At 47.6% G+C, this 23,026-nt stretch carries 24 protein-coding genes; 15 read left to right on the top strand and 9 right to left on the bottom strand.

Going from position 1 to position 23,026, the window contains the following annotated elements; all coding sequences use genetic code 11:
• Window positions 1-5 precede the first annotated feature (5 nt).
• The 5 genes from OIK42_RS06340 (at window position 6) to OIK42_RS06320 (ending at window position 4,186) form a co-directional block, all read left to right on the top strand.
• Window positions 6-380, top strand: coding sequence for a DUF3192 domain-containing protein (locus OIK42_RS06340; protein ID WP_273639180.1), 375 nt, complete (start codon window positions 6-8; stop codon window positions 378-380).
• A 5-nt stretch (window positions 381-385) separates the two neighbouring features.
• Entirely contained in the window at window positions 386-2,002 is a 1,617-nt protein-coding gene (locus OIK42_RS06335; protein WP_273639178.1) for a hypothetical protein, read from the top strand.
• A 227-nt stretch (window positions 2,003-2,229) separates the two neighbouring features.
• Window positions 2,230-3,237 (top strand): isocitrate dehydrogenase, encoded by a 1,008-nt coding sequence (locus OIK42_RS06330; RefSeq protein WP_273639177.1) that lies wholly within the window; start codon window positions 2,230-2,232, stop codon window positions 3,235-3,237.
• Window positions 3,238-3,449: 212 nt separating this feature from the next.
• Window positions 3,450-3,656 (top strand): hypothetical protein, encoded by a 207-nt coding sequence (locus OIK42_RS06325; protein WP_273639175.1) that lies wholly within the window; start codon window positions 3,450-3,452, stop codon window positions 3,654-3,656.
• A 107-nt stretch (window positions 3,657-3,763) separates the two neighbouring features.
• Complete coding sequence (locus tag OIK42_RS06320; RefSeq protein ID WP_273639174.1) at window positions 3,764-4,186, top strand: Dabb family protein; 423 nt, start codon at window positions 3,764-3,766, stop codon at window positions 4,184-4,186.
• 236 nt (window positions 4,187-4,422) lie between these two features.
• Here the strand turns inward: OIK42_RS06320 and OIK42_RS06315 are convergent, their stop codons facing one another.
• Both OIK42_RS06315 and OIK42_RS06310 read right to left on the bottom strand, forming a co-directional pair.
• A complete protein-coding gene (locus tag OIK42_RS06315) occupies window positions 4,423-5,967 on the bottom strand; it encodes a DUF3369 domain-containing protein (RefSeq protein ID WP_273639172.1) in 1,545 nt (514 codons plus the stop codon).
• Window positions 5,968-5,975: 8 nt separating this feature from the next.
• A complete protein-coding gene (locus OIK42_RS06310; RefSeq protein ID WP_273639169.1) occupies window positions 5,976-7,640 on the bottom strand; it encodes an ATP-binding protein in 1,665 nt (554 codons plus the stop codon).
• Between the two features lie 394 nt (window positions 7,641-8,034).
• On the opposite strand from OIK42_RS06310, the gene OIK42_RS06305 reads away from it, so the two are divergent.
• Window positions 8,035-8,355: a ComEA family DNA-binding protein gene (locus OIK42_RS06305; RefSeq protein WP_273639167.1), complete on the top strand. Its 321-nt coding sequence runs from the start codon at window positions 8,035-8,037 to the stop codon at window positions 8,353-8,355.
• A gap of 94 nt (window positions 8,356-8,449) precedes the next feature.
• Here OIK42_RS06305 and secF read toward each other — a convergent pair whose 3' ends face one another.
• The 6 genes from secF to OIK42_RS06275 all read right to left on the bottom strand — a co-directional run bounded on the left by secF (window position 8,450) and on the right by OIK42_RS06275 (window position 14,740).
• Entirely contained in the window at window positions 8,450-9,391 is a 942-nt protein-coding gene (gene secF / locus OIK42_RS06300; protein ID WP_273639165.1) for a protein translocase subunit SecF, read from the bottom strand.
• A gap of 11 nt (window positions 9,392-9,402) precedes the next feature.
• On the bottom strand, window positions 9,403-11,244 hold the full coding sequence (secD, locus tag OIK42_RS06295; RefSeq protein WP_273639163.1) for a protein translocase subunit SecD: 1,842 nt from the start codon (window positions 11,242-11,244) through the stop codon (window positions 9,403-9,405).
• A 58-nt stretch (window positions 11,245-11,302) separates the two neighbouring features.
• Window positions 11,303-11,641, bottom strand: coding sequence for a preprotein translocase subunit YajC (gene yajC, locus OIK42_RS06290; protein ID WP_273639161.1), 339 nt, complete (start codon window positions 11,639-11,641; stop codon window positions 11,303-11,305).
• 21 nt (window positions 11,642-11,662) lie between these two features.
• The gene (gene tgt, locus OIK42_RS06285) at window positions 11,663-12,775 is read right to left on the bottom strand and encodes a tRNA guanosine(34) transglycosylase Tgt (RefSeq protein ID WP_273639160.1); all 1,113 of its coding nucleotides are present in this window, start codon (window positions 12,773-12,775) and stop codon (window positions 11,663-11,665) included.
• 166 nt (window positions 12,776-12,941) lie between these two features.
• Window positions 12,942-13,979, bottom strand: a complete 1,038-nt coding sequence (gene queA, locus OIK42_RS06280; RefSeq protein WP_273639158.1) for a tRNA preQ1(34) S-adenosylmethionine ribosyltransferase-isomerase QueA — start codon at window positions 13,977-13,979, stop codon at window positions 12,942-12,944.
• A gap of 497 nt (window positions 13,980-14,476) precedes the next feature.
• Window positions 14,477-14,740, bottom strand: coding sequence for a DUF6471 domain-containing protein (locus tag OIK42_RS06275; RefSeq protein ID WP_273639156.1), 264 nt, complete (start codon window positions 14,738-14,740; stop codon window positions 14,477-14,479).
• Window positions 14,741-15,025: 285 nt separating this feature from the next.
• On the opposite strand from OIK42_RS06275, the gene OIK42_RS06270 reads away from it, so the two are divergent.
• The 9 genes from OIK42_RS06270 (at window position 15,026) to OIK42_RS06230 (ending at window position 21,440) form a co-directional block, all read left to right on the top strand.
• Window positions 15,026-15,415: a DUF2170 family protein gene (locus tag OIK42_RS06270; RefSeq protein ID WP_273639154.1), complete on the top strand. Its 390-nt coding sequence runs from the start codon at window positions 15,026-15,028 to the stop codon at window positions 15,413-15,415.
• A gap of 16 nt (window positions 15,416-15,431) precedes the next feature.
• Window positions 15,432-16,112, top strand: coding sequence for a PspA/IM30 family protein (locus tag OIK42_RS06265; RefSeq protein WP_273639152.1), 681 nt, complete (start codon window positions 15,432-15,434; stop codon window positions 16,110-16,112).
• 118 nt (window positions 16,113-16,230) lie between these two features.
• Window positions 16,231-17,283, top strand: a complete 1,053-nt coding sequence (locus tag OIK42_RS06260; RefSeq protein WP_273639150.1) for a potassium channel family protein — start codon at window positions 16,231-16,233, stop codon at window positions 17,281-17,283.
• Window positions 17,284-17,285: 2 nt separating this feature from the next.
• The gene (locus tag OIK42_RS06255) at window positions 17,286-17,930 is read left to right on the top strand and encodes a YjfK family protein (RefSeq protein WP_273639148.1); all 645 of its coding nucleotides are present in this window, start codon (window positions 17,286-17,288) and stop codon (window positions 17,928-17,930) included.
• 16 nt (window positions 17,931-17,946) lie between these two features.
• Window positions 17,947-18,363 (top strand): DUF350 domain-containing protein, encoded by a 417-nt coding sequence (locus OIK42_RS06250; protein WP_273639145.1) that lies wholly within the window; start codon window positions 17,947-17,949, stop codon window positions 18,361-18,363.
• Window positions 18,364-18,373: 10 nt separating this feature from the next.
• Complete coding sequence (locus OIK42_RS06245) at window positions 18,374-18,991, top strand: DUF1190 domain-containing protein (RefSeq protein WP_273639144.1); 618 nt, start codon at window positions 18,374-18,376, stop codon at window positions 18,989-18,991.
• A complete protein-coding gene (locus OIK42_RS06240) occupies window positions 18,992-20,158 on the top strand; it encodes a glutathionylspermidine synthase family protein (protein WP_273639142.1) in 1,167 nt (388 codons plus the stop codon). It abuts the gene before it with no gap.
• Entirely contained in the window at window positions 20,155-20,706 is a 552-nt protein-coding gene (locus tag OIK42_RS06235; protein WP_273639140.1) for a rhomboid family intramembrane serine protease, read from the top strand. The genes OIK42_RS06240 and OIK42_RS06235 overlap by 4 nt, the downstream gene beginning before the upstream one ends.
• A 26-nt stretch (window positions 20,707-20,732) precedes the next feature.
• Entirely contained in the window at window positions 20,733-21,440 is a 708-nt protein-coding gene (locus OIK42_RS06230) for a VC0807 family protein (protein WP_273639139.1), read from the top strand.
• 148 nt (window positions 21,441-21,588) lie between these two features.
• Here the strand turns inward: OIK42_RS06230 and OIK42_RS06225 are convergent, their stop codons facing one another.
• Window positions 21,589-22,947: an alkaline phosphatase gene (locus OIK42_RS06225; protein ID WP_374211862.1), complete on the bottom strand. Its 1,359-nt coding sequence runs from the start codon at window positions 22,945-22,947 to the stop codon at window positions 21,589-21,591.
• Window positions 22,948-23,026 lie beyond the last annotated feature (79 nt).

Raw genomic sequence — 23,026 nt, 5'->3', positions numbered from 1 at the left:
GATAAATGAATAGTAAAGCGATACGGCTCATATTGATTGGCGTTGCGTCTTATGCAGTGCTGGCGTTTTTGTTAATTGCCTTTTATCCGGACAAACCGGAGAATATGGACTGGCAGGATCGGGAAGAGTACAACAAAGTACAAATTTCCAAGCTTAAACTCGGCATTACCCGGGCAGAAGTCATGGCCTTACTGGGTGCGCCGGACATTACCGAAGCCAAAATGCAAGATAGCCGCGAAATCCAGGTCATGTTTTACCGCACTCAACACATCCGGGCGGATGGCCTGACCACACAGGATGAGTGCACTCCATTACTATTTGAAAACGAAGCCCTGATTGCCTGGGGTGATGGCGCTTATCAAACCTATCTGAGTAGCTAAATAGTGTGACAGAGCTAACCACAGCGTTAAACGCGATTATCCGCGACAGCTTAGCGCTGCCAGCCCTGCCCGCTACCCGAACGTCTCAGCTATCCCAATATCTGCAGGCCGCCGGACAATGGATAAACTTTGCTGAATCACAGCTGCCACTGTTGACCGTGATGGCCTGTCATGTATATACCAGCGACCAGCCAAGCCAACACCGGTGGGCCCGTCACATCAGTATATATGTGTTGCTCGGCTTACGTAACCGGGTTAACCACCACACGTTGCAACATGGCATAGCAGGGTTACTCAGCTTTTATCAGTTGCAGGCTACCGGCGCCGATAAAAAACATTACAGCAGGGTTATCCGCCAATTAAAACAGCAGGGCCAACACTATTGGTCACAGTGCATTATGCCTAAACACGCAAAACGGTGTCGTTTTGAAGATTGTTTTGAAATCGCCTGGCAGTGGCAGCGCTGGATTGACCACACACCTGATATGCCGTTGTCTGCCATCCTTCACAAGCTCGCTCTGTCTTTACCCAATGCAGGGTTGGAGCAACTCACGCCGCTGCTGACATATCCTGGCCTGAATCCAGAAGGGAGCCAAATAAAATACCAGTTGCAAACCGGCATGGTCATTCACCAACGGGCCGATACCTCAATGGTATATTTCCCTCACGAGGCGCAACTTGAACAGGTAGACAAAGCCAGGCTGACTCAGACTCTGTCACAAACCGGTTCGGTAACGAAATGGTTGGCACGTGTCGGGCAACTCTTAGCGTCACCACACCAGGAACAACTCACGGCAAGTAGCACGCAGCATTGGGCTATACCGGCGAGTTTTCCGGTATCGTCGCCACCAGCTTCGTTACGGCGGCTGCTGCAGGCGCTCAACGATCCTGACGTGGCAATTCAGAAAGTGGTTGATTTAGTGGCGGCAGAGCCGATGTTTGCGCACTTTTTAACTGACGCCGCATCTAAAGATAACCGTATGCAACTGGCCGTTAACGATCTTAAACAGAGTATTCTTACCTACGGCCTTGAGCGCGTCGGCAATATGTTAGTGCAGTACGCACTCTATCAACGTCTTACCCAGCATCGGTTTCCGCTGTTGTTGTGGTTTAGCAAACTTACTCAGATAGCCACGTTACTGAGCAGTGAGCTGGCTGCCACCACCCGGGCCGTTACACCACAAAGCGCCGGTCTCATCACCACCGTTGCATTGTCGCCACTGTTTACTGTCAATGAACTGAAAAGTGCTGTGCACATTGCAGCCGATTCAGCGAAACTGTTTGATGTTTCTACCCTGGTAAACACCTCAGACGCATTGAGCAGTGCCACCCGTCAACGCTTGCTGGCACTCGCTAACGCCTGGCAACAAGACAAAGCCCAGGGCCAGTTAATCGCCTGCGGCGGTAAGTTGCCCGACGATGTACCAGGGCGCCTTCGTTTAACCCATTGCATTACTGGTATAAGCATTATTTGGGCGCGGCAATGGCTGTTAGCTCAACAACCTTGTCCTCAAACTCAACTTTTTATGCGTCAGACTGACAAGGCTTACCCAGGGTTGTTAGCGCACAAAGAGTCGCTCTATCAGCAGGTCGCACATTTGTTAATTTGCCCGTTAATCTAACCACCAACATAAACAGCGTTTATGCGCACTATGACCCAACGAGCTACTCATTTTGTGGTAAATCGTATACACTTACGCTGTTATATACGCCGGTTAAATGACAGGTAATATCCTACACATAAATAACAAGACAGCCTGATAGCATGCCTTTAGGCACAATCAACTACGCTGCAGTTTTACCAAACCCATTGACCTAACGAATCAGTAAAAGTGACTAAGGATTTTTGATGACTCAACAACGTATTACTGTCATCCGCGGAGATGGTATCGGTCCCGATATTATTGATGCTGCCATTCAAATTCTCGATAAAGCAGGCTGTAATTTTGCCTATGATTACGCCGATGCCGGTTTAATGGCACTGGAAAATCACGGTGAACTCCTGCCGCAGGACACGCTCGACCTTATCGCCAAAAACAAGGTCACCTTGAAAGGCCCACTGACAACGCCTGTGGGTGAGGGCTTTACGTCAATCAACGTAAGTTTACGCAAGCATTTTAAACTGTATGCCAATATTCGCCCGGTATTGTCTTTTAAAGGCACCAAAGCTCGTTACGAAGACATTGATATTATCACTGTGCGGGAAAATACCCAGGGTATGTATTCCGGGCTCGGGCAGGTCGTTTCAGAAGACGGTAACGAAGCAGAAGCTCGCAGTAAAATTACTCGCGACGGCGCAGAGAAGATCGTCACGTTCGCCTATGAACTTGCCCGCCGCGAAGGACGAAAAAAGGTTACTGCGGTCCACAAAGCGAATATTCTGAAATCTACATCGGGGCTGTTTCTTAAAGTTGCCCGTGAAGTGGCTGAAAGATACCCTGATATCGAGTCCACCGAAATGATCGTGGATAACGCTTGCATGCAGTTAGTCATGAATCCGCATCAGTTTGACGTGATTGTTACCACAAACCTGTTTGGTGATATTTTGTCAGATCTGTGTGCCGGTTTAGTCGGTGGCTTAGGCATGGCACCAGGTGCTAATATTGGCGGCGATTGTGCTATCTTCGAAGCCGTTCATGGTTCGGCCCCCGACATCGCAGGCAAAAACCTGGCGAACCCTACCAGTGTTATCCTGGCCTCTGTGCAAATGCTTGAATACCTGAATATGGCGGATAAAGCAGAAGCCATCCGTTCAGCGTTAAAAGACGTTATCGAGAGTGGCGACCGAACTACCCGCGATCTGGGTGGTCAGCACGGTACAACAGAGTTTACTCAGGCCATGCTGGAACGCTTGTAAACATGCGAAACTGACAAGGGCGTTGTCTGAAACGCCCTTTCGTTACCTAAAGCAAGCCTGAGCGCTTGCTTTTTTTATGCCTGAAAAAAGCACCATCAGCCGATTCACCTGAATTCATCACCAGGCTTTTTTAAGCTGTAATGAACTTTATTGCGACCTCACACGAACAAACCATTAGTAAGCATACACTCACCAGACAAAAGGAGTTCATTATGACTCACTCAAATGATCCAGGCAGTATCGCCAACATGGCAGGGATCCAAACTGCTATTGCTAATAACGATGCCACCGAACTCAAGGCGTTACTGGGAGACCAGCAACTCGGTACTCTGCAAAAAGACTATTTGTTCGACCTGGCGAAGTTAAGTGGCAATACCGAAGTGCAAGACATCATCTCAGACGCCCCGGAAAAACCATAATTACTGTGCGTTAGTAGCACAACAGCCCCGGGTGAATCCATACCTTCTAGCCAACGAGAGGTTTTTTATGCCATGATAAGAAATTAGCTTCTATCGGAACTGGCCTTATGAACAATCAACCCTTACCACGAAGACAATTTTTGCTTGGCGCTGCCGCCGCAGGCGCCGTATCACTTACTGCCGAAGCAAAACCGAGCGACGAAAACAACCATCCCGTCTTACCGCAACTCAGACACAGCGTGTTTTTCTGGCTTAAAAACCCCGACTCAGAAGCTGACATTGCCGCCTTAATTGCAGGTTTGAAGACACTGGCCCGTATTGACAGTGTTAAAGGTATTCAAATTGGCGTACCGGCATCGACTGAAAAGCGTGATGTGGTCGACAACAGCTTTCAGGTATCTGAAATGCTTTTATTTGATGATGTCGAAGGTCAAAACCAATATCAGGTTCATCCTATTCATCAACAGTTCGTTGCTGACTGCTCTCACCTGTGGCGTAAAGTCGTGGTGTACGACTCGCTTGCGGTTTAATTAAGAAGCGGTTATGCAGGAAAGTGCCCGCCCTTAAAACCTGAATCGATATGCCGTGGTTAACTCAGGGCATAGCTTCATATTCCCCGGACATGAGGAATGCGTGGTATCTGGCAAGGGCCATCTGGCTACCTTGCCGAGGCACTGCATAGCGCCCTCGGGGCTCGAATTACTTGCATCTGCACGCCCCTTTTCCGGTTTGGGTTGGTAATCGACCGTCACAAATTCAACACATGTTAATCGGGGTAGCGTTCACGGATTTGCCAGAACTCGTCGAAATGAGCGAGCAATAAATCAACTAATACGGGATCAAAATGCTCACCACGCTGAGCACTAATTTCTTGCTGGACATTGTCTCTGCCCCAAGGCTCTTTGTAACAGCGTTTGGAGCCCAGCGCATCAAAGACATCGGCGAGTGCGGTAATACGCCCGGCAATGGGAATACTTTGCTCCTTGGCTCCGGTGGGATAGCCCTGGCCATTCCAACGCTCGTGATGGGTTAAACAAATCGTCGCGGCAACCTGTAAAATCGGTTTATTGGACTTTCTGAGAATATCGTAGCCCACCGACGCATGGGTTTTCATTATCTCCCATTCTTCTTCATCAAGTTTGCCCGGTTTATGTAAAATTTGGTCCGGAATAGCGACCTTGCCAAAATCATGGAGAGGCGACGCTTGCTTTATGAGCAGACACGTGGCTTCAGGTAAACCATACAGTTGCGCCAGACGGTAGCTAACCAGCGATACACGCTTAACATGAGCGCCAGTCTCTTTACTGCGCATTTCAACCGCATCACCCAACAAATAGACTAACTCTCGCTGCGTATCGAGGATTTCTTGCCCCCTGAGCAAATTAACGTAAGTAAGCGCCACATTGAAACAATAAATGTCCAACAACTCACGCTGACCGCTGGTTAGCTCACCATTGGTATCGACGTACAAGAGGTTTTGATAACCGCTGTCGGTCTCTGCATAAAACACGTAACCATTTTCAAAGTAAAATGAACTACGGGTTTGCATGGCGTGGTCAAAAGCCTCTCGTACAGCCGCCGGTAAGCCGTTTAATTCAGCTTCGGCAATCACGTTTGCCAGTGAGCCTGTCGCCGCGAGTACTTGCTTTTGAACCGGTCCTCCGGCTTCTGAAAAAGCAGTACAGTACAGCGCGCTTGAACCGATTTGCAGCAAATTTAATATCTCTTTGAGCACCGCCGTGGCAAATTCACTCATTGAACCAGGCTTTAACACTTTGCTGGTACTTTCTATAACCTGACGCAGGCCCTTGCGGTGCATATCAATCGTTTGAATGTCCCGGTAAGAACGCAAACCACTGTACATCAGCGTTTTCAACTTTTGGCTGGTCAGTTCGGTTTTTTCTTTGTAATCATTAATATCGTAACGTTCGATAACCTGATGCTCAGGCGCCTGACCGGGTTGCCCGGTACGTAACACTAACCTGACCAGGTGATTGTTGAGATCGTTACGTACCTTGTGTACTAAATCCAACCCCGCGTGCTCTGTTTCCATCACCACGTCAACCAGCGCCAGCGCAATGTCTTTATTTTCCTCAAAACATTGCAGCGCTTCCTCAGCAGAATAAGCGTGCAAGTATTGAATACGTTTACCATCGAACCGAAAACGCTTAAGTATTAGCTCAGTAACCTTATGAACTTCAACTTCATCATCCACAATAAGCACTTTATAGCCGTACTCCTCCTCCGTTTCGGGCGAATCGTTTGACGGAGCCGCATTCGTTTGTGATGCAAATAAGGGGTTGAGCGTCACATTTTACCTCACTTGTGCAAATCTTTTATATCGAACGACAAAGCCAAACCGTTATCAACCTCAATGGTTAATTCGCTGTTTAGCTTACTACTTACTAAATTATATACCACGCTTAAGCCAAGCCCTGCAAAGCCCGAACCGCGACGGGTGGTAAAAAAGGGGTCTACGATGCGTTTTAGCAACGACTTTTCAACACCTGCTCCATTGTCTTTAAATAACAGTGTAGTTCCCTTCCTGCCGTGCGGAAATGTAATACTGATCTCGCAATCTTGCTGATCGGCGGTAAATGCGTGCACCATGGCGTTGGAGGTAAGGTACGATAGTATATCTAATATTACCGCCGGATAAGTATACAGCGTAATACTCTGGTCAATGTGAGTGGTGAGTTTTATAGTGCTATCCGGGTAATCGTTATAAAAACGTACTACAAAGCTATCAATCAGATCAGCAATGACTACCAATTCTAATTCTGTCTCAGAGTCACTGCCGATAACATCCACTTTTTTAAATTTTGTCAGCAGCGATGCGGCCCTACGCATATTCTTCATACTCAGACTGACTAACTCATCTGCCGATATCATAAAGGCTTCAAACGCGGTGGCGTCTAATTTGCCGTTATCAAAGTCACGCTTGATTTCCAGCACGCTCTCCTGCAGGTGAGACATACAGGTAATGCCGATCCCCAAAGGGGTATTTACTTCGTGGGCGACCCCGGCGACAACTCCGCCCATTGCGGCAATTTTTTCGGCTTCCACCAGTTTTTTTTGGGCAAACTGTAGATCAGATAGATTCCTTTCTTTTTCTCTGTTGGCAACCCGTAACCGTGCCGAAAAAGCAATCAAATAGACAATCAGGATACTCAGTACGAATGCAGCTAACGGTATGCCGATATACAACCACTGATACTTAACCTCCCTGTTTTGAAACGTCACTAGTTGCCAGTTCCGCTCAAAAAACACTACCGACGCCTGGTGGTCGCCGCTTGTGGTATTCAGGCTATCCCGCGGTTGCTCAGCAACCGTGCTTACTGCCAGTCGGTATTGATTGGCTTCCCTTTCAAAAAGCGCATAGCCCTGGGTCACCTGATTATCGAATATACGTTCGAGTGTGAACGATACATCAATAACCATCATAACCATTCCTGTATTGGCTGCGACTTTTTGCAGCACAACGGCGTAATAACTCCCCCCTTCTGGGGCCTTTACAATGGGTGATGCGACAGCTTTTTCGCTGTTCATAGCCTGATCAATTAACTGCCGGACTGTTTTTTGAGGCAAGAAGGCAGTGGGGCTATTGCCGATATAACTGTTACGGGTTCTCCAGTATACTGGCGCATTTATCGCCGGGCCGTTTATAGCGTCTTGTTTTACTGGTGCGGGTAAAAACGCCAGCGCCGATATATTGCCATATTGTTTGAGCAACAAAGCCGCAAAACTTTCAAATTCATGCTCTTCAACTGACTCTGAGGACCGGAAAAGCTGCGCCAAAGAACGAAGCGCATAAGCATTGTATTCAAGCTCCCGGCTCAATATCTGAATAAACTCATTCATGGGGGCTTCAAAACTGACTACCTGATCTTGCCTGATTAACTTTTCACTGACCAAAGTACCCAGAATTGTTATCGCGATAACAAAAATGCCTCCCAACAAGTACATCACTATTTGACCGGGCATCAACAATTTCCTGGATTTTATATCAACTATAGTTGAAGAATGCCGTTCAGAGCAATTCTGTTACGCATTTTTACGTAAAATAATGACGTCAAGCGCTCCGTTTACTCGAATACATTGAGGTTCATTGCATTTGTTCGTTGTAAGGGGGGAGTCACGGTTTTAAATGAGCTTGTAAACTGGCATTTTTGCATACAAATGCCGCCCTGGCCGCCACTGTTCTGCGTTATTCAGCACTTTGTTATCCACGCCTAACCACCTTCCTACTACATAGAAATCTGTAGTAATGCCCGGCGACATTCAAAAACTGGCCATTTTCAGTACTGCCACACACCACAAATCGTCGCTAAAGTGTAATTGATGTATTTCATAATTCGACACTACCAGGAGCACTACCATGAAATTCTTAATCGTAAAAATATGTTTAATAGCACTGGCATGGATTGCCAGTTTCAATGCTGTATCCGTTAGCGCAGCAGTCGTTAAAACCGCTGATAAAACCGCTCAGATTGCCACCGCTGAATCGCGAATCAACGTTAATACGGCAACGCTTGAGCAGCTAATGACCCTGCCAGGTATTGGTGAAAGCAAAGCCGCAGCGATTATTAGTCACCGTCAAACCGAAGGTCCATTTACTACACCTGATGACTTGGTCAAAGTAAAAGGCATTGGCACCAAACTGCTGGCGAAACTGATTGACGTTATTGAAGCCAGCTGAAAACGTGAGCGGTAAATCAACCGCCACAACATCTCATATCTGCCAATAAAAAAAGCCGCTTCAAGAGCGGCTTTTTACTACGGTTACAGCGAACTTAAGGCAAAGAATCTAAATCTTCGCCTTCTTTCTCGACCTGTGGCGGCATCAGATCTTCTTTGCTGATACCCAGCGCAAGCGCTACAGAGCTTGCGATATAAATAGACGAGTATGTACCTACGATAACACCAAATAAAAGTGCCGTTGCAAAACCATGAATAAGCGCCCCACCCTTAAAGAACAACGCCATCAATACCAGCACGGTAGTCAATGAAGTAATGATAGTTCGGTTAAGGGTCTGGGTGAGTGAAATATTCACTATCTCTTCTGGCTCACCTTTACGAATTTTACGGAAGTTTTCGCGAATACGGTCTGAAACCACAATAGTATCGTTAAGTGAATAGCCGATTACCGCTAACACGGCGGCCAGTACGGTTAGATCGAATTCTATTTGCAATACTGAAAACAGCCCCAGCGTCAAAAATACATCGTGAACCAATGCCGATACCGAACCCAACGCAAAGCGCCACTCAAAGCGCGCAGCAACGTAAATAAGAATACATATCAGTGCCACCAACATCGCCAGACCGCCCTGCTCTGTTAGTTCTTCACCTACATTAGGGCCAACAAACTCTATGCGGCGCTTTTCAACGCTGGCATCGGATTGTCTGAGGATCTCAATCACCTGATCGCCAATAGTGACCGCTTTAACACCTTCTCTTGGTGCTAAACGGATCAGCACTTCGGTACTGCTACCAAAGTTTTGTACCACGGCATCGGCAAATTCATTTTCGGCCAGCGTAGAACGGATAGCGCTCAGGTCGGCGGCCTGATCGTAGCCGACCTCTATCAGCGTACCACCGGTAAAATCCAGCCCCCAGTTAAGGCTATTGGTTGCCAGCGAGAATAAAGAAGCGAGGATCAGTACAGTCGATAACACCATTGCGGGGATCCGCAATTTCATGAAGTTAATCGTATTGGATAATTTTAATAATTGCATGTCATACGCTCCTATATCGCCAGCTTGTCAACACGGCGACCACCCCATACGGCGTTAACAATCACCCGGGTTACAATAATCGCAGTAAACATTGACGTGGCAATACCAATCATTAGCGTAATCGAGAAGCCTTTGATTGGTCCGGTACCCACAGCAAACAAAATTAAACCGGCAATAAATGTCGTTATATTGGCATCCAAAATCGTTGAGAATGCACTATCGTAGCCTTGGTGAATGGCTTGTTGCGGACTTCGTCCATCACGCAATTCTTCGCGGATACGCTCAAAAATGAGTACATTGGCGTCAACCGCCATACCGACTGTCAGCACTATACCCGCCATACCCGGCAGTGAAAGTGTCGCCCCAGGGATCATCGACATAATACCGACGATCATGACCAGGTTAAGCGCCAGTGCAATATTCGCCACAATACCGAAAGCTTTGTAGTAAATCAGCATAAACACTAGTACCAGGGCCAAGCCCCACATGATGGCTTGCATGCCTAAGTCAATATTTTCCTGCCCAAGGCTTGGACCAACGGTACGTTCTTCAACTATCTGGATCGGCGCAATCAATGCACCAGCGCGCAACAGTAAGCTCAAATCGCGTGCTTCTTTGGGAGATCCTAAGCCAGTGATCTGGAAGTTGCTGGCAAACTGACCACGAATGGTCGCCACATTAATGACTTCTTCTTCGCGCTCAAAAATCAGCTTGTCGTTGGCATCCCGTTCGCCGGTGGCTTTATATTCAATAAACACGGTCGCCATAGGCTGCCCGATATTTTCGCGCGTATTGCGCGACATTTTATTACCACCTTCAGAATCAAGAGAAATACTGACCTGCGGCATACCATACTCGTCAACACCGCTATTGGCGTCGATAATATGGTTGCCGGTTACCACAACGCGTTTGTCGAGCAACACCGGCCGCTCACCTTCATAAAGCAGTTGTGATCCGGGTGGTACGCGCCCATTTACGGCATCACGTACGTCGTTATCCTGGTCTACCATGCGAAATTCAAGGGTTGCGGTGGCGTTAAGAATTTCTTTGGCCTGCGCAGTGTCCTGGATACCTGGCAGTTGCACTACTATCCGATCGGCACCTTGTTTTTGCACAACCGGCTCGGCCACGCCAAGCTGATTTACCCGGTTACGAATGATGGTAATATTCTGCTTCACCGCGTAATCTCTTATCTCGGCTAACTTTTGCTCTGAAAAACGAGCACGAAGTACCAGATCATCCATTTCTTCGTAAGTGAGATCGCGGTTGCGATTTTCTAAGAAAAACTCGGCTTTATCGAGTGTCGCTTCATCACGAAACTGGATGTCAATGTAACCATCGCGCACATTAACAGCGCGATAGCGCAGCTTTTCTTCACGCAACGCGGTGCGAAAATCGCTTTCGGCATCTTCCATTGATTTCTTAATGGCTTCGTTCATGTCTACTTCCATCAGGAAATGCACGCCACCACGTAAATCAAGGCCCAGCTTCATCGGCGTGCCGCCCAGGCTTTCGAGCCATTCAGGCGTATCCGGTGCCAGGTTCATTGCGACAACATAATCACTGCCCAGCTCCACATCCAACAAATCACGTGCCTTTAACTGGCTATCGGAATCTGGCAGCCGGATCAGTAATTGCTCGTCGGCAAAATCTATTGATTTGACTGCAATATTGTTTTCGGCCAGGGCTTCGCTCACCTGCGCTTCAAGCGCTGCGGTCACCGTGGTATTGCGAGTACCGGATATTTGTACGGCGTTGTCCTCGCCGTAGAGGTTTGGTAGTGCGTACAAGCCGCACATCAGTACCATAAACAGTACCACCAACACCTTAAAGAAAGAGTTTTGGTTTAACACTTCATTTCCCTAGACAAGCGTGCCCGACCGAGCAGGTCAGGCACGTGTCACTGTTAACTTAGATAGACTTCATAGTGCCTTTTGGCAATACCGCACTCACTGCACTTTTTTGCACAACGATGTTAGTTTGCTCGTTGAGCGCAATTTCGATAAAGTCTTTTTCGTCAGAGACTTTAGTCACTTTGCCAACCATGCCACCTTGCGTAAGCACTTCATCACCTTTACTGAGTGATGCCACCAGTGCTTTATGTTCTTTTACACGTTTGGCTTGCGGACGATAAAGCAAGAAGTAGAAAATCAGACCGAACACGCCCAGCATGATCAGCATTTCTAAACCACCGCCCTGGCCACCGCCACCTGCAGTTTGCGCGTGTGCATCGGAAATAAATAAACTCATAATGTTCCCCATTTTAATTTTTTATAGTGCCGGTACCGGCATATTTTTCTGTGCGTAAAATTCGCTGACAAACGCTTCCAGCGTATTACTGGCTATTGCGTCACGTAACCCCTGCATAACCCGCTGATAGTATCGAAGGTTATGAATGGTATTTAATCTTGCGCCAAGTATCTCATTGCACTTGTCGAGATGATGTAAATATGACCGAGAATAATTTTTGCAAGTGTAGCAATCACATTTTTCATCTAATGGCGAAGTGTCCTGTTTATGTTTGGCGTTACGGATCTTAATAACCCCTTCGGTAACAAATAAATGACCGTTCCGCGCATTACGGGTTGGCATCACGCAGTCAAACATATCAATACCGCGGCGCACGGCCTCAACGATATCTTCTGGTTTGCCGACCCCCATCAGGTAACGTGGCTTGTGCTCAGGAATTTTGGGTGCCGTGTGTTCGATGATGCGGATCATATCTTCTTTGGGTTCCCCCACCGACAAGCCGCCAATGGCATAACCATCAAAACCAATCTCTTCGAGACCCGCCAACGACACATCGCGCAAATCTTCGTACATACCGCCCTGAATAATACCGAACAATGCAGACGGATTATTACCGTGGGCAGCCTTACTGCGTTTAGCCCAACGCAGTGACAGTTCCATTGACAGGCGCGCCTCCTGCTCGGTAGCCGGAAACGGCGTACATTCATCAAAAATCATGACGATGTCAGAACCGAGATCGCGCTGCACTTCCATGGATTTTTCTGGCGTGAGAAGTATTTTTTCACCGTTTATTGGTGAACGAAAGGTTACGCCTTCTTCTGTAATCTTACGCAGATCACCTAAGCTGAATACCTGAAAGCCACCAGAGTCAGTAAGGATGGGCTTTTGCCAGTGCATAAAGTCGTGCAAATCACCGTGCTGTTTAATGATGCCGGTGCCAGGACGCAACATCAGATGAAAGGTATTACCAAGACAAATATGCGCACCGCTGTCAGACAGCTCTTCTGGCGTCATCCCCTTGACGGTGCCGTACGTACCCACTGGCATGAAAGCCGGGGTTTCTACCTCGCCACGCTCAAAGACAAGTTTTCCTCGTCGGGCGCGACCATCGGTATTGTGCAGTTCAAATTGCATGAGTGTAAATATCCTGTCTGAACCAGAGGCAACCACCTCGCATACCTCTGTCTGGGCTCAATTGTGGGCGGATTATACCAGCTATAAAACAGAGATCATGTGTTTAATGAAACTTTGACTCTGTTGCACAGGGGCTATTGAATCGCACCACATAAAAACAATATCGTTAGGCTTTTTCTATAAACATGCTGTCGCCATAGCTGTAAAAACGGTATTCATTTTCGATCGCCTGTGCATACGCGTTCAACACATTATCCCGTCCGGCAAAGGCACTTATTAACATAATCAGCGTCGATTCAGGTAAATGAAAATTGGTGAACATCGCATCCACTACTTTAAACTCATAGCCCGGGTAAATAAATATGTCAGTGTCGGCATTAAAGGTATCCAGAATATCCTCGGGCTTTGCCTTAAGCGCGGCTGATTCCAGCGAACGTACTGATGTGGTTCCCACCGCGATGACTTTTTTACCTGCAGCTTTGGTGGCCCTTACTGCCGCAACGACATCCTCGGGTACGATAGCAAACTCGCTATGCATTTTATGGTCTAGTACATTATCGACCCGCACGGGCTGGAAGGTACCAGCGCCAACATGTAACGTGACATACGCTAAGTTCACCCCTTTGGCGTTGAGCGCAGCGAGGATCGCCTCGTCAAAATGCAAACCTGCGGTAGGCGCCGCCACTGCGCCCGGCGTTTGATTATAAACGGTTTGATAACGTTCCCGGTCACTGCTGTCATCGGCACGATCAATATATGGCGGCAGCGGCATGTGGCCATAGTCTTCGAGCTGCTCTAACACCGTGCCATCACCGTCGAAGCGAAGTTCGAATAAGGCGTCCTGACGGCCGGTAACGGTTACCCTAACAGCGGATTCAAGGATGAGTGTGGTTCCCGGTTTAGGCGCTTTGCTGGCGCGAACATGTGCCAGCGCGTTGTGTTCATCAACAATGCGCTCCACCAGAACCTCAACCTTACCGCCAGAAGCTTTGTGGCCAAGTAAGCGCGCCGGGATCACCCGGGTATTATTAAACACCAACAGATCGCCGGGTTCGACAAGGTCTACCATCTGGGTAAATTTATAGTGCTGAATATCACCGCTAGTGCCGCTTAAATGCAATAACCGGCTGGCACTGCGCTGTGGCGTGGGATGCTTAGCAATGAGATGTTCTGGTAAGGTAAAACTAAAATCTGATAATTTCATGACGCTTAATACAGTTACCGTTATTAATACAGCCCGAACACTTGGACCTGGCCCGTTAAAAGCAACCAAAGTTGCCCATAAAAATCCGCCGCGGAGTGTAGCATAAAAGCAGGCCTGAACGGCCAATAGGCATAAAAAATCAATGCTGCTGGCCTTTGCTCTAAGACTCACAACCTCTCACAGGCTGCCAACCGCACTTTACATTATTTTTTTTCGGTCCGGAGAGAATCTTTAAGCTTTTAAATAATAAGAGAAAATATCAAACCGACTAATTTTTATGCAATTATGCACCCAGCTTTAGGTATTTTTTTTTATACTTAAGAATAACCGTTGATACATAGTATTTCTTTTATATTCAAAGAATCGGTCTATTATTAACCGAACAAGCGATGATGTTCTCCCATCTTCTCTTTCGACCCAGCCCCTTTGGCTGGGTTTTGTTTATCTGGATCTTCGGTGAAACCCGCCTTCTGTAACGCCACTTTTTTCGCCATTTGTTACTGACTGTTAGCGCAGTCGTTGAGCACTTCTGACATCATTTCTACCGACAAGGGTCGCGCGTTTAATACGTATAGAATCTGCAACATAAGATCGGCGCCCAAGATGCCCTTGTTGACTTTATTGCGCAGATTGTCAGCAGACTGGGAAATCCCGATATCGGCGAGTCTGTCGCTGAGCCCCTGATACTTCATACCGCGCAATGACATCTCTGAGCGGACAATGCGTTGGACGGCTTTTCGCCACTGTGACTGATCTTTCAAAACAACCCCTTTTGTAAATTATAATTCACATTGAAACACTTTATTACACACTTGAATATATTTATTATTGACTAAGCGTACCATCATTGTCTATAGTTTAGTCGCTCTGATGGCACTACAATCAATATTTGTCGTGCTGAGCAAAGCAAAATGAAATAACAGACTATCGTTCTGGTCATACTTTGTTGCACTTAACGCGTTAAAACCAGCGTAAAAACATTGCAACCGGGTAGTAAAACTGACTAGAGTTAACGGCATTTAGCTGATTCGGTAAGGAGAGTAAGTATGGATTGGGATCTTGAGAAACTAGAGACCCTGTTTAAAGACATGGATGACCTGGTTGTCACCCGCGAGAAAGAATGTTTACTTATTGCAAATCAGGATGGGCTAGATGCCTGGCTGGCAATTAGCGGTGAGCAAATTATTGTTGAAAGTTTACTGTTCAATGCATCGCAGGTTGCCGATAAAGCCGCCCTTGATCACGATATTCTGTCAACTCACATGCTTTTCCCACTCACCACGGTGGCCATTTCAAGCGTTAACGGAGAAGAATACTACAGTGCATTTGGCGCACTTAGCGCCCAATCGAAAGCTGAGAGTATTCAAATTGAAGTAACAACACTGTTTCAGAACGTTGCTGCATTCCTTGACGCTTATGAGTCACACCTGAAGTAATTTTAAGGAGAAATTTATGTCTGTTTGGAAAAAATTGATCACCGCAGTAAAAGGTGGAGCCAATGAGGCTGCCCAGTCTGTGGCAGATAGTCAGGCAATCAGAATTCTTGAACAGGAAATTCGGGAAGCAAAAGAAGAGTTGCGTAAATCTGATCATGCCCGCACACAAATACTGGCCAAATGTAAACTGTCGCAACAAAAAGTAGATGGTTTTAACCAATCTATTGCCGAATATGAAGCGCATGTCAAAAAAGCCATCGACACCGACCGTGCGCTGGCCCTGGATTGTGCTCAAAAAGTCAGTGATCTGAAAGCCGAACGCGATCAGGAACAACAGTACCTGGATCAGTTTACCGCCTCAGAGAAAAATCTGGCGAAAAACATTCAGCAGGCGAAAGCCAACCTGCGTCGTCTCGAACAGCAGGTGGATATGGTTAAAGCCACAGAGAGTGTGCAAAAAGCTCAGGTTGCGGTGTCGTCTCGTCACATGGGTGCGAACAGCAAAATGAAAACCGCGACAGAGTCGTTGTCACGTATCCAGGATAAGCAAAAAATGCGCAGCGCTGAGCTGGAAGCAGCAGAAGAGCTGGCCTCATCGGAATCCTCAGATGATCTTGAAAAACGCCTGGCGGCAGCCGGTATAAAGGGTGGCAGCACCTCAGCCGACGACGAATTAGCGCGTATACTTGGTAAATAAGTGTCAAAGCGGCGGGAATAAAACAAGTGAATAGCTGATTACTCACTTGTTTTTACCGCTGTTTGTTTGCGAAGATAGCCAAAGCCTTCATCAACATGGATAGCCAGCAGCAACTGATATGTGGATAAAAATCCGGCGCGTAATGCTGAATTATTTTGCTGAATCGAGGTGGTACACCATCGTTTTGGTGACGCTATTTTATGCAGCCTCTTCCTGGCTGCTTTTGTTTGCATTTAATGAACATGCGCTGACCAGCAGCGTTGACTTTATATACTGGCTCGCTGTTACCGGCTCAACCGTGGGCTATGGCGACCTGTCACCACAAACGCCCGCAGGCAAAATCATTGTTGCCCTCTATGTAATTCCGTTAGGGTTGAGTATTTTTGCCATGATAGTTGGCCGTGTGGCCGGATTTATTGGTAACCAATGGAGGAAAGGTCTTATGGGATTATCGACGCTGGATGTTAACGACCATATTCTGGTGATAGGCTGGAACGAACAACGCACGTTACTGCTGTTAAAACTGTTGCTCCAGGAACGACAGTCACTCTCCCGGCCGCCGGATATCGTATTGTGCGTCAGAGCCGATATCAGTAACCCTATGCCGGGCAAAATCGAATTTGTGAAGGTTGAATCCTTCAATAAAGATGAGGACATGGACAAAGCCTGTATTAGTTCAGCTTCGACCATTCTGATCGATAACCCGCTGGACGATTTGACCATGACCACCGCGCTATACTGCGCCCAAAAGAATCCCTCAGCGCATCAGGTCGCCTATTTTAACGACGAGAGCCTGGTGAAGTTACTGCAGCAACATTGCCCGCAGGTAGAGTGCACCCCCAGTGTGGCGGTAGAAATGCTCGCCAAGGCTGCGTTTGATCCTGGATCAAGCTCGCTGACCCATGACTTACTCAGTGTTGATGATGAAGGGCAAGCGCAGTATTCCGTGATCTTTCCTGCGTCGTTACAACCGATGAGCTACCAACAGCTGTTTATGGGCTTTAAACGTCATTATGATGCGACAATCATTGGCTGCGCCCTGGCCAGCAATCAACGTTCCATCAAGCTTAACCCAAGCCTGGATACGGTTATTGCACCAGAAGATAAGCTTTATTACATTGCCAGAAAACGTATCAATGATGTGAACTGGTCGTCGTTTACGGAGCAATAAACATGTTTAAAAAATGGTTTAAATCCGACGCCCCAAAAACGCCCCAAGCGCCGGAAGTAATGGGGCTCTACCTGGGTGGTTCCTTTGAACTGGACGAACTGAAATTACGCCTTATCACACCTGATTTGTGCATTGACGGTGCCGCCTCGAAACATCTCATTCAGGCGGTGGGTGCCGCAACGCTCGATACTGGCGGCACCTTACTGCGGTTTTACACCGATGATGATGCGTTTTTGCAAGTCGTAATGGATGGCGGCATGACAGAAAACCATATTACCGACGTCAAGTTATGGTACTTTTACTCTACCACAACAATTGGTAGCCAAAGTCAGTGGCAACAATGCCTGCAAAGTGGCATATCCTCACCCACTTATGAACTTGAAGGTTATACCTTTAAGCGGGTTTGGGATGCAGTGGGCTCCGAATCTCCGCCGGTCGCGGTCACTGAGAAAACCTACGAAGAAGATGGTGATGTCAGCGAAACCGACCAGTTTATGATGCTCTATGAACGTGACATCGGTGATGATCGTACTGAGTCACTGTTAGTGGCAGGCGAAGAAAAAATTGTCGGCAACAATGCCGATCGCTGTTTGGTTATCAGCACCGGATTTGATATACAACCAGCGGATATCCGCATCAACGGTTAATAACAAGGATTATCTTATGGAAATCATTACCAACTCTCTGGCGGGCTTATTAAATTTTGTCCTGTATTTTGCTGTATCAGTGATTTACCTGTTCATTTTTAAAGTGGTATATGCCTTTGTTACCCCCCACGACGAATGGAAATTAGTAAAAGAAGAAAAGAACGTGGCTGCTGCTATCGGATTTGGCGGCGCAATGGTGGGTTTCAGCCTGGCGCTGGCCAGTGCCGCGTCAAACTCTCTGGGGTTGATAGACTTTACCCTGTGGGGCATTGTTGCAGTGATTGCCCAGAGCCTGGCGTTTGCGCTACTGCGCTTTAGTTTTATGCCTAAAATAGCCGAGCGTATTAACAACAACGAAGTGTCAGCAGGTGTCATGCTCGCAGCCATGTCGATTGCAGTAGGGTTATTGAACGCCGCCTGCATGACTTATTAGGAGTGTGTTGATGAGTCATATTCAAAAGCGTTCCAAAAGCATTTACTTGCATCAATTGCGTAAAGCCTTTGCCATGAAGCCTCTGGCCCTGGGTATTGCCAGTGTGATGTTATCAGCCTGCGGTGGCAGCCGCGAAGCATCGCAGATATACGTCTCACCCGATGACTGTAAGCAAGACAATCCCGAAGCAACCGGGCAGTGTCTGGCCGCCTATGAAGCCGCGCTGGCAGAGCACAATCGCACATCACCAAAGTTTGATACCGAAAAAGACTGTGAGTACGAGTTTGGCGACCAGCGTTGTCAGTATGTACAAACCTCTTCCGGTAGCTTCTTTATGCCCTTTATGGCTGGCTATATGGTAAGCCAGTTGATGCAGCCACGACCTTATTACTCACAACCCCTATATACCTCGTTTTCACCCTACTCGCCGTTTCGTTCGCGTTGGGTTACATCGAATGGTTATGTTTTTGATGGTGACATTCGTCGTCGCTCTTACAACGCGCCGTCCTCCACCTTTGAGAAAAAACCAACGGTAAACCGCACCATAAAACGTGGTGGGTTTGGTAGCTCCGTGAGAGCTAAATCAAGCTGGGGCAGTAGCAGTAAGTCTAAAGGCTGGGGCGGCTAAATGCTGCGAATAGCCAGCCAACCGCGAGCCAACTGGCAGCAGTTGGCGACTGAATTTGGCTTTCATTTTCATACCATGTATGGAGAGCCTTACTGGGACGAAAGCGCCTATTATCAATTTAGCCTGCAGCAGATCGAACAGGATATCGAAGCTCCTACCGAAGAGTTGCATCAAATGTGTCTGCATGTGGTTAATGAAGTCGTGCAGTCAGAAGCATTACTCCGGCAGTGCCAGATCCCCGAGACGCACTGGGACTACATTGCCAGTAGTTGGCAACAGCGCCAGCCTTCGCTCTATTCGCGATTAGATTTGGTGTATGACGGCAGTGGCCCTGCCAAGCTGTTAGAAAACAATGCCGACACGCCGACATCCCTTTACGAAACCGGCTTTTGGCAGTGGCTGTGGCTGGAAAATTTGGTTGATCAGGGCAGCATTGCACGCAGTGCGGACCAGTTTAATTCGCTTCAGGAAAAGCTCGTCAATCGCTTCAGTGCGTTAAAGCAGCAGTACAAGTATCAGCGTATTCACTTTACCTGTTGCGCTGATTCCGTTGAAGATCGCGGCACTGTTCAGTATTTGCAGGATTGTGCCAGCGCCGCGGGTATCGACTCACCTTTTTTGTACGTAGAACAAATCGGCTTGGGTGATACAGGCTATTTTACTGATGTCGACGACACTCCTATTACTCATTGTTTTAAGCTCTATCCCTGGGAGTTTATGCTGCGTGAAGAATTTGGCGACGCATTGGCGGGCTCAGAAGCTCAGTGGTTGGAACCGCCCTGGAAAGCCATACTGTCGAACAAGGCACTACTGCCGCTATTGTGGCAGTCCTTTGAGAATCATCCCAATTTATTGCCGGCATTTTTTGAGCAGGATGCCCACCGGGCTGGCGGCGGCCAGTGGATAAAAAAACCACTGTTTTCCCGTGAAGGCGCAAACATCTCGCTACTGGAAGATAATCAGCAGCGTACACAGCTCTCAGATGGCCCGTACGGCGAGGAAGGGTTCATAATCCAGCAGTTCAATCCCCTGCCCCGTTATGGCGAGCATTATGTTCTGATTGGCAGCTGGCTGGTTGACGACCAGGCGGCGGGCATCTCGATACGCGAAGATAGCTCGCTCATTACCCAGGATCTGTCGCGTTACCTGCCGCATATTATTTTATGACTAAGTTTCCTCTTTCCCAACAGCTACGTTTTATCGCTGTACTGGCGCTCAGTCTGATTGGTGTAGAAATTGTTAACCTGATATTGGCCAATGCCTTAAATCAGTTTGGCTTGCGCCCGCGCTCTCTCGCCCATTTGTCCGGTATTCTGGTAGCTCCCTGGCTACATGCAAACCTAACCCATTTTGCCAGCAACTTTTTGCCATTATTGTTGTTTAGCTGGCTAAGTATGCAATGGGGTAAACGTACATTTATTTGCGCCACCTTAGTGATTTGGATCGGCGCCGGGTGCTGGGTTTGGCTGTTCGGTCGCGACGCCATGCATATCGGTGCAAGCGGCATAGTCTATGGTTATCTGGGCTTTTTAATCCTCGCAGGGTTTTACAGTAAGAAGTTACACTTATTGGTCATTTCAATAGTGATTGCCGTACTCTATGGCGGTATGATATTTGGTGTGTTGCCATTGCAACGATTTGTGTCATTTGAGTACCATTTATTTGGCTTTGTAATGGGTTTACTGAGCGCACGTTTATGGGCGAAAGCCCCTTAATCATTTTCCTTAAAAGAAACCACAACATGTCTGAAACATCGCAACAAAAATCCACTCCGCAAAACCAGGGCTTTCTGCCCAACCTCGCCTTTAATATTGTTATTCCGGTGGTGTTAATGAGCTATGCCAGCTCTGAGGACTATTTGGGCCCCGCGTGGAGCATCGTTGCTGCCCTGAGTTTTCCCATTGGCTATGGTCTGTGGGATCTTAAACAAAGCGGTAAGATCAATGGGTTTTCCATTCTCGGGATTATCAGCGTTATTTTGACTGGCGGTATCAGTTTGTTAAAGCTGCCTGCAGAATATATTGCCATCAAGGAGGCTGCGGTGCCGGCGGTGATTGGCATTGCGGTACTCATTACGCAGGCGACCGAAAAACCACTGGTGAAGCTGTTAATCTTAAACGATCAAATTATCAATTGGCCCAAACTCAACGCCGTCCTTGATGAACAAAATAAACAACAGCTGTTTAAGCAAAAAATTCGTCACTGCTCGTATATCGTGGCGGGTTCCTTCTTTTTATCGTCGGTGCTTAACTATGTTCTGGCCAAGGTTATCCTAGTGAGTGAACCGGGTACAACCGCTTACACCGAAGAACTTGGCCGCATGACAGCGCTGAGCTACCCCGTGATCGTAATTCCATCAATGGTGTTGTTGATCACCGCGTTGTGGTACCTGTTTAGTCAAATTGGCAAGATCACCGGCGAAGACATCGAAACCTTTATTAATCAGTAACAGCATCATTGATCAGTAACGGCGTGCAAGGAAAGCCAGCCCGCGCAAACCAGCCTGTTGATGGCTGCCAATAAAAAACCACCCGAAGGTGGTTTTTTTGTGTCTGTTGCACAAACGCACTAACTGTTACCGGCTGTTGCTGAGCTGCTTACTGGCTCGCAGTCTTGCTTTCAGCCGGCAATAAATTAAATAACTTTTTAGCAATATAGGTATTGTCATACTGACCTAAAAAGTGATTACTGGCTGCGCCGAAGGCAAACACTTCTACATCTACGCCGGTATGTCCGGAGGTTGTCCAGCCAGTATTAGAGCGTACATCAAGGAGCGTTTGAATGCCCTGCAACTTGTCTTTGAGGCTGGCTAATTGCGCTAACGCAATAACCTGAGCGGCTTCTTCGTCGGTCAAATCAAAGCCAAAAGCAGTACTGACCATACTGACCGGATCATCAGCGTCTGACAACGCTTTGGCAATTTCAGCCGGCGATTGCTGCAGGTTTTGCAGCCACTTCGGATCCCAACGGTAGTCGCCATTGGCGCCGATAGTCAGGCCCCCCGTGCTGTGATCGGCGGTCAGCACCACCAATGTATCGGGGTGGCTTTGCACGTAGTCGTAGAGCAATTCCAAAGTCAGGTTTAAGTCGTGCATCTCGCCCATAGCAGCGGCAATATCATTAGAGTGGCCGGCCCAATCTACCTGACTCGCTTCGACTAATAAGAAGAATCCGTTGTCGTTTTCCAAATGCTTTATCGCATGTTTGGTGAGGTAAGCGAGACGATTTTTACGGCTATCATCTAATACCCACGGCAAACCAACGGGGGCAAACAAGCCCAGGACATTTTCGCCTGCCGGCACTGTTGCCAGTTTGTCGTAGGTATCGACATAAGTGTAACCAGCCTCAATAAACTGCGCCGTCACGTTGCGATCGGTGCGTTCAAAAAACTTAGTACCGCCACCGAGCATGACATTCGCAACAAAGTTGCCATCGATACGATCATCAAAATAGCTGTCCGCCAGAGCGTTATAGTTCTGGCGACTTTCGTTATGGGCCATGTAAGCGGCTGGCGTGGCATGGACAATTTGTGATGTAACCGCAATCCCGGTTTTTAAACCCAGTTGTTTGGCTCGTTGCAACACTGAGGTAACGGGTTGTTTGTTTACATCAACACCAATTGCCCCATTGTAACTTTTAATACCCGCAGCCAGTGCTGTTGCAGAAGCTGCCGAATCTGTCACATAACCCGAAACCTGGGCCGGGTACGTGCTGGCATTGCCAACAAAAATATCATCAAAAATAACCGGCTCAACGACCGGCGTGGCTGGATCGTCTCTGAAATTACGGTAAGCGGTGGTGAAAGCGGGTCCCATGCCGTCGGCAACAATCATAATGATATTTTTAGGTTTGGCACTATTGGATTTTACGGAAGCCGCCGCATTATCGGTGGTGTTAACACAGGCTGACAATGCAAACGTTGCGGCAACGACCGCAAACAATTTATGACGCACGATAGGTTCCTTTTTAATTTGGTATTGCTGAGCAGTTTATCTATGCCGTCTCGCAGTCACAGTAAAAACCGACGAATATGAC

The organism is Alteromonas gilva (genome assembly GCF_028595265.1).
In the GTDB taxonomy this organism is placed as follows: Bacteria; Pseudomonadota; Gammaproteobacteria; order Enterobacterales; family Alteromonadaceae; genus Alteromonas; species Alteromonas gilva.
Note: the sequence above shows the minus strand (reverse complement) of the source record. Positions and strands in the feature narration are given on the sequence as shown.

Bases quoted from the DNA above. Each gene is read 5' to 3' on its own strand.
- OIK42_RS06340 (WP_273639180.1), top strand. From the start codon at position 6: ATGAATAGTAAAGCGATACGGCTCATATTGATTGGCGTTGCGTCTTAT.
- OIK42_RS06330 (WP_273639177.1), top strand. From the start codon at position 2,230: ATGACTCAACAACGTATTACTGTCATCCGCGGAGATGGTATCGGTCCC.
- OIK42_RS06325 (WP_273639175.1), top strand. From the start codon at position 3,450: ATGACTCACTCAAATGATCCAGGCAGTATCGCCAACATGGCAGGGATC.
- OIK42_RS06320 (WP_273639174.1), top strand. From the start codon at position 3,764: ATGAACAATCAACCCTTACCACGAAGACAATTTTTGCTTGGCGCTGCC.
- OIK42_RS06310 (WP_273639169.1), bottom strand. From the start codon at position 7,640: ATGCCCGGTCAAATAGTGATGTACTTGTTGGGAGGCATTTTTGTTATC.
- OIK42_RS06305 (WP_273639167.1), top strand. From the start codon at position 8,035: ATGAAATTCTTAATCGTAAAAATATGTTTAATAGCACTGGCATGGATT.
- secF (WP_273639165.1), bottom strand. From the start codon at position 9,391: ATGCAATTATTAAAATTATCCAATACGATTAACTTCATGAAATTGCGG.
- yajC (WP_273639161.1), bottom strand. From the start codon at position 11,641: ATGAGTTTATTTATTTCCGATGCACACGCGCAAACTGCAGGTGGCGGT.
- tgt (WP_273639160.1), bottom strand. From the start codon at position 12,775: ATGCAATTTGAACTGCACAATACCGATGGTCGCGCCCGACGAGGAAAA.
- queA (WP_273639158.1), bottom strand. From the start codon at position 13,979: ATGAAATTATCAGATTTTAGTTTTACCTTACCAGAACATCTCATTGCT.
- OIK42_RS06270 (WP_273639154.1), top strand. From the start codon at position 15,026: ATGGATTGGGATCTTGAGAAACTAGAGACCCTGTTTAAAGACATGGAT.
- OIK42_RS06265 (WP_273639152.1), top strand. From the start codon at position 15,432: ATGTCTGTTTGGAAAAAATTGATCACCGCAGTAAAAGGTGGAGCCAAT.
- OIK42_RS06260 (WP_273639150.1), top strand. From the start codon at position 16,231: ATGTGGATAAAAATCCGGCGCGTAATGCTGAATTATTTTGCTGAATCG.
- OIK42_RS06255 (WP_273639148.1), top strand. From the start codon at position 17,286: ATGTTTAAAAAATGGTTTAAATCCGACGCCCCAAAAACGCCCCAAGCG.
- OIK42_RS06250 (WP_273639145.1), top strand. From the start codon at position 17,947: ATGGAAATCATTACCAACTCTCTGGCGGGCTTATTAAATTTTGTCCTG.
- OIK42_RS06245 (WP_273639144.1), top strand. From the start codon at position 18,374: ATGAGTCATATTCAAAAGCGTTCCAAAAGCATTTACTTGCATCAATTG.
- OIK42_RS06240 (WP_273639142.1), top strand. From the start codon at position 18,992: ATGCTGCGAATAGCCAGCCAACCGCGAGCCAACTGGCAGCAGTTGGCG.
- OIK42_RS06235 (WP_273639140.1), top strand. From the start codon at position 20,155: ATGACTAAGTTTCCTCTTTCCCAACAGCTACGTTTTATCGCTGTACTG.
- OIK42_RS06230 (WP_273639139.1), top strand. From the start codon at position 20,733: ATGTCTGAAACATCGCAACAAAAATCCACTCCGCAAAACCAGGGCTTT.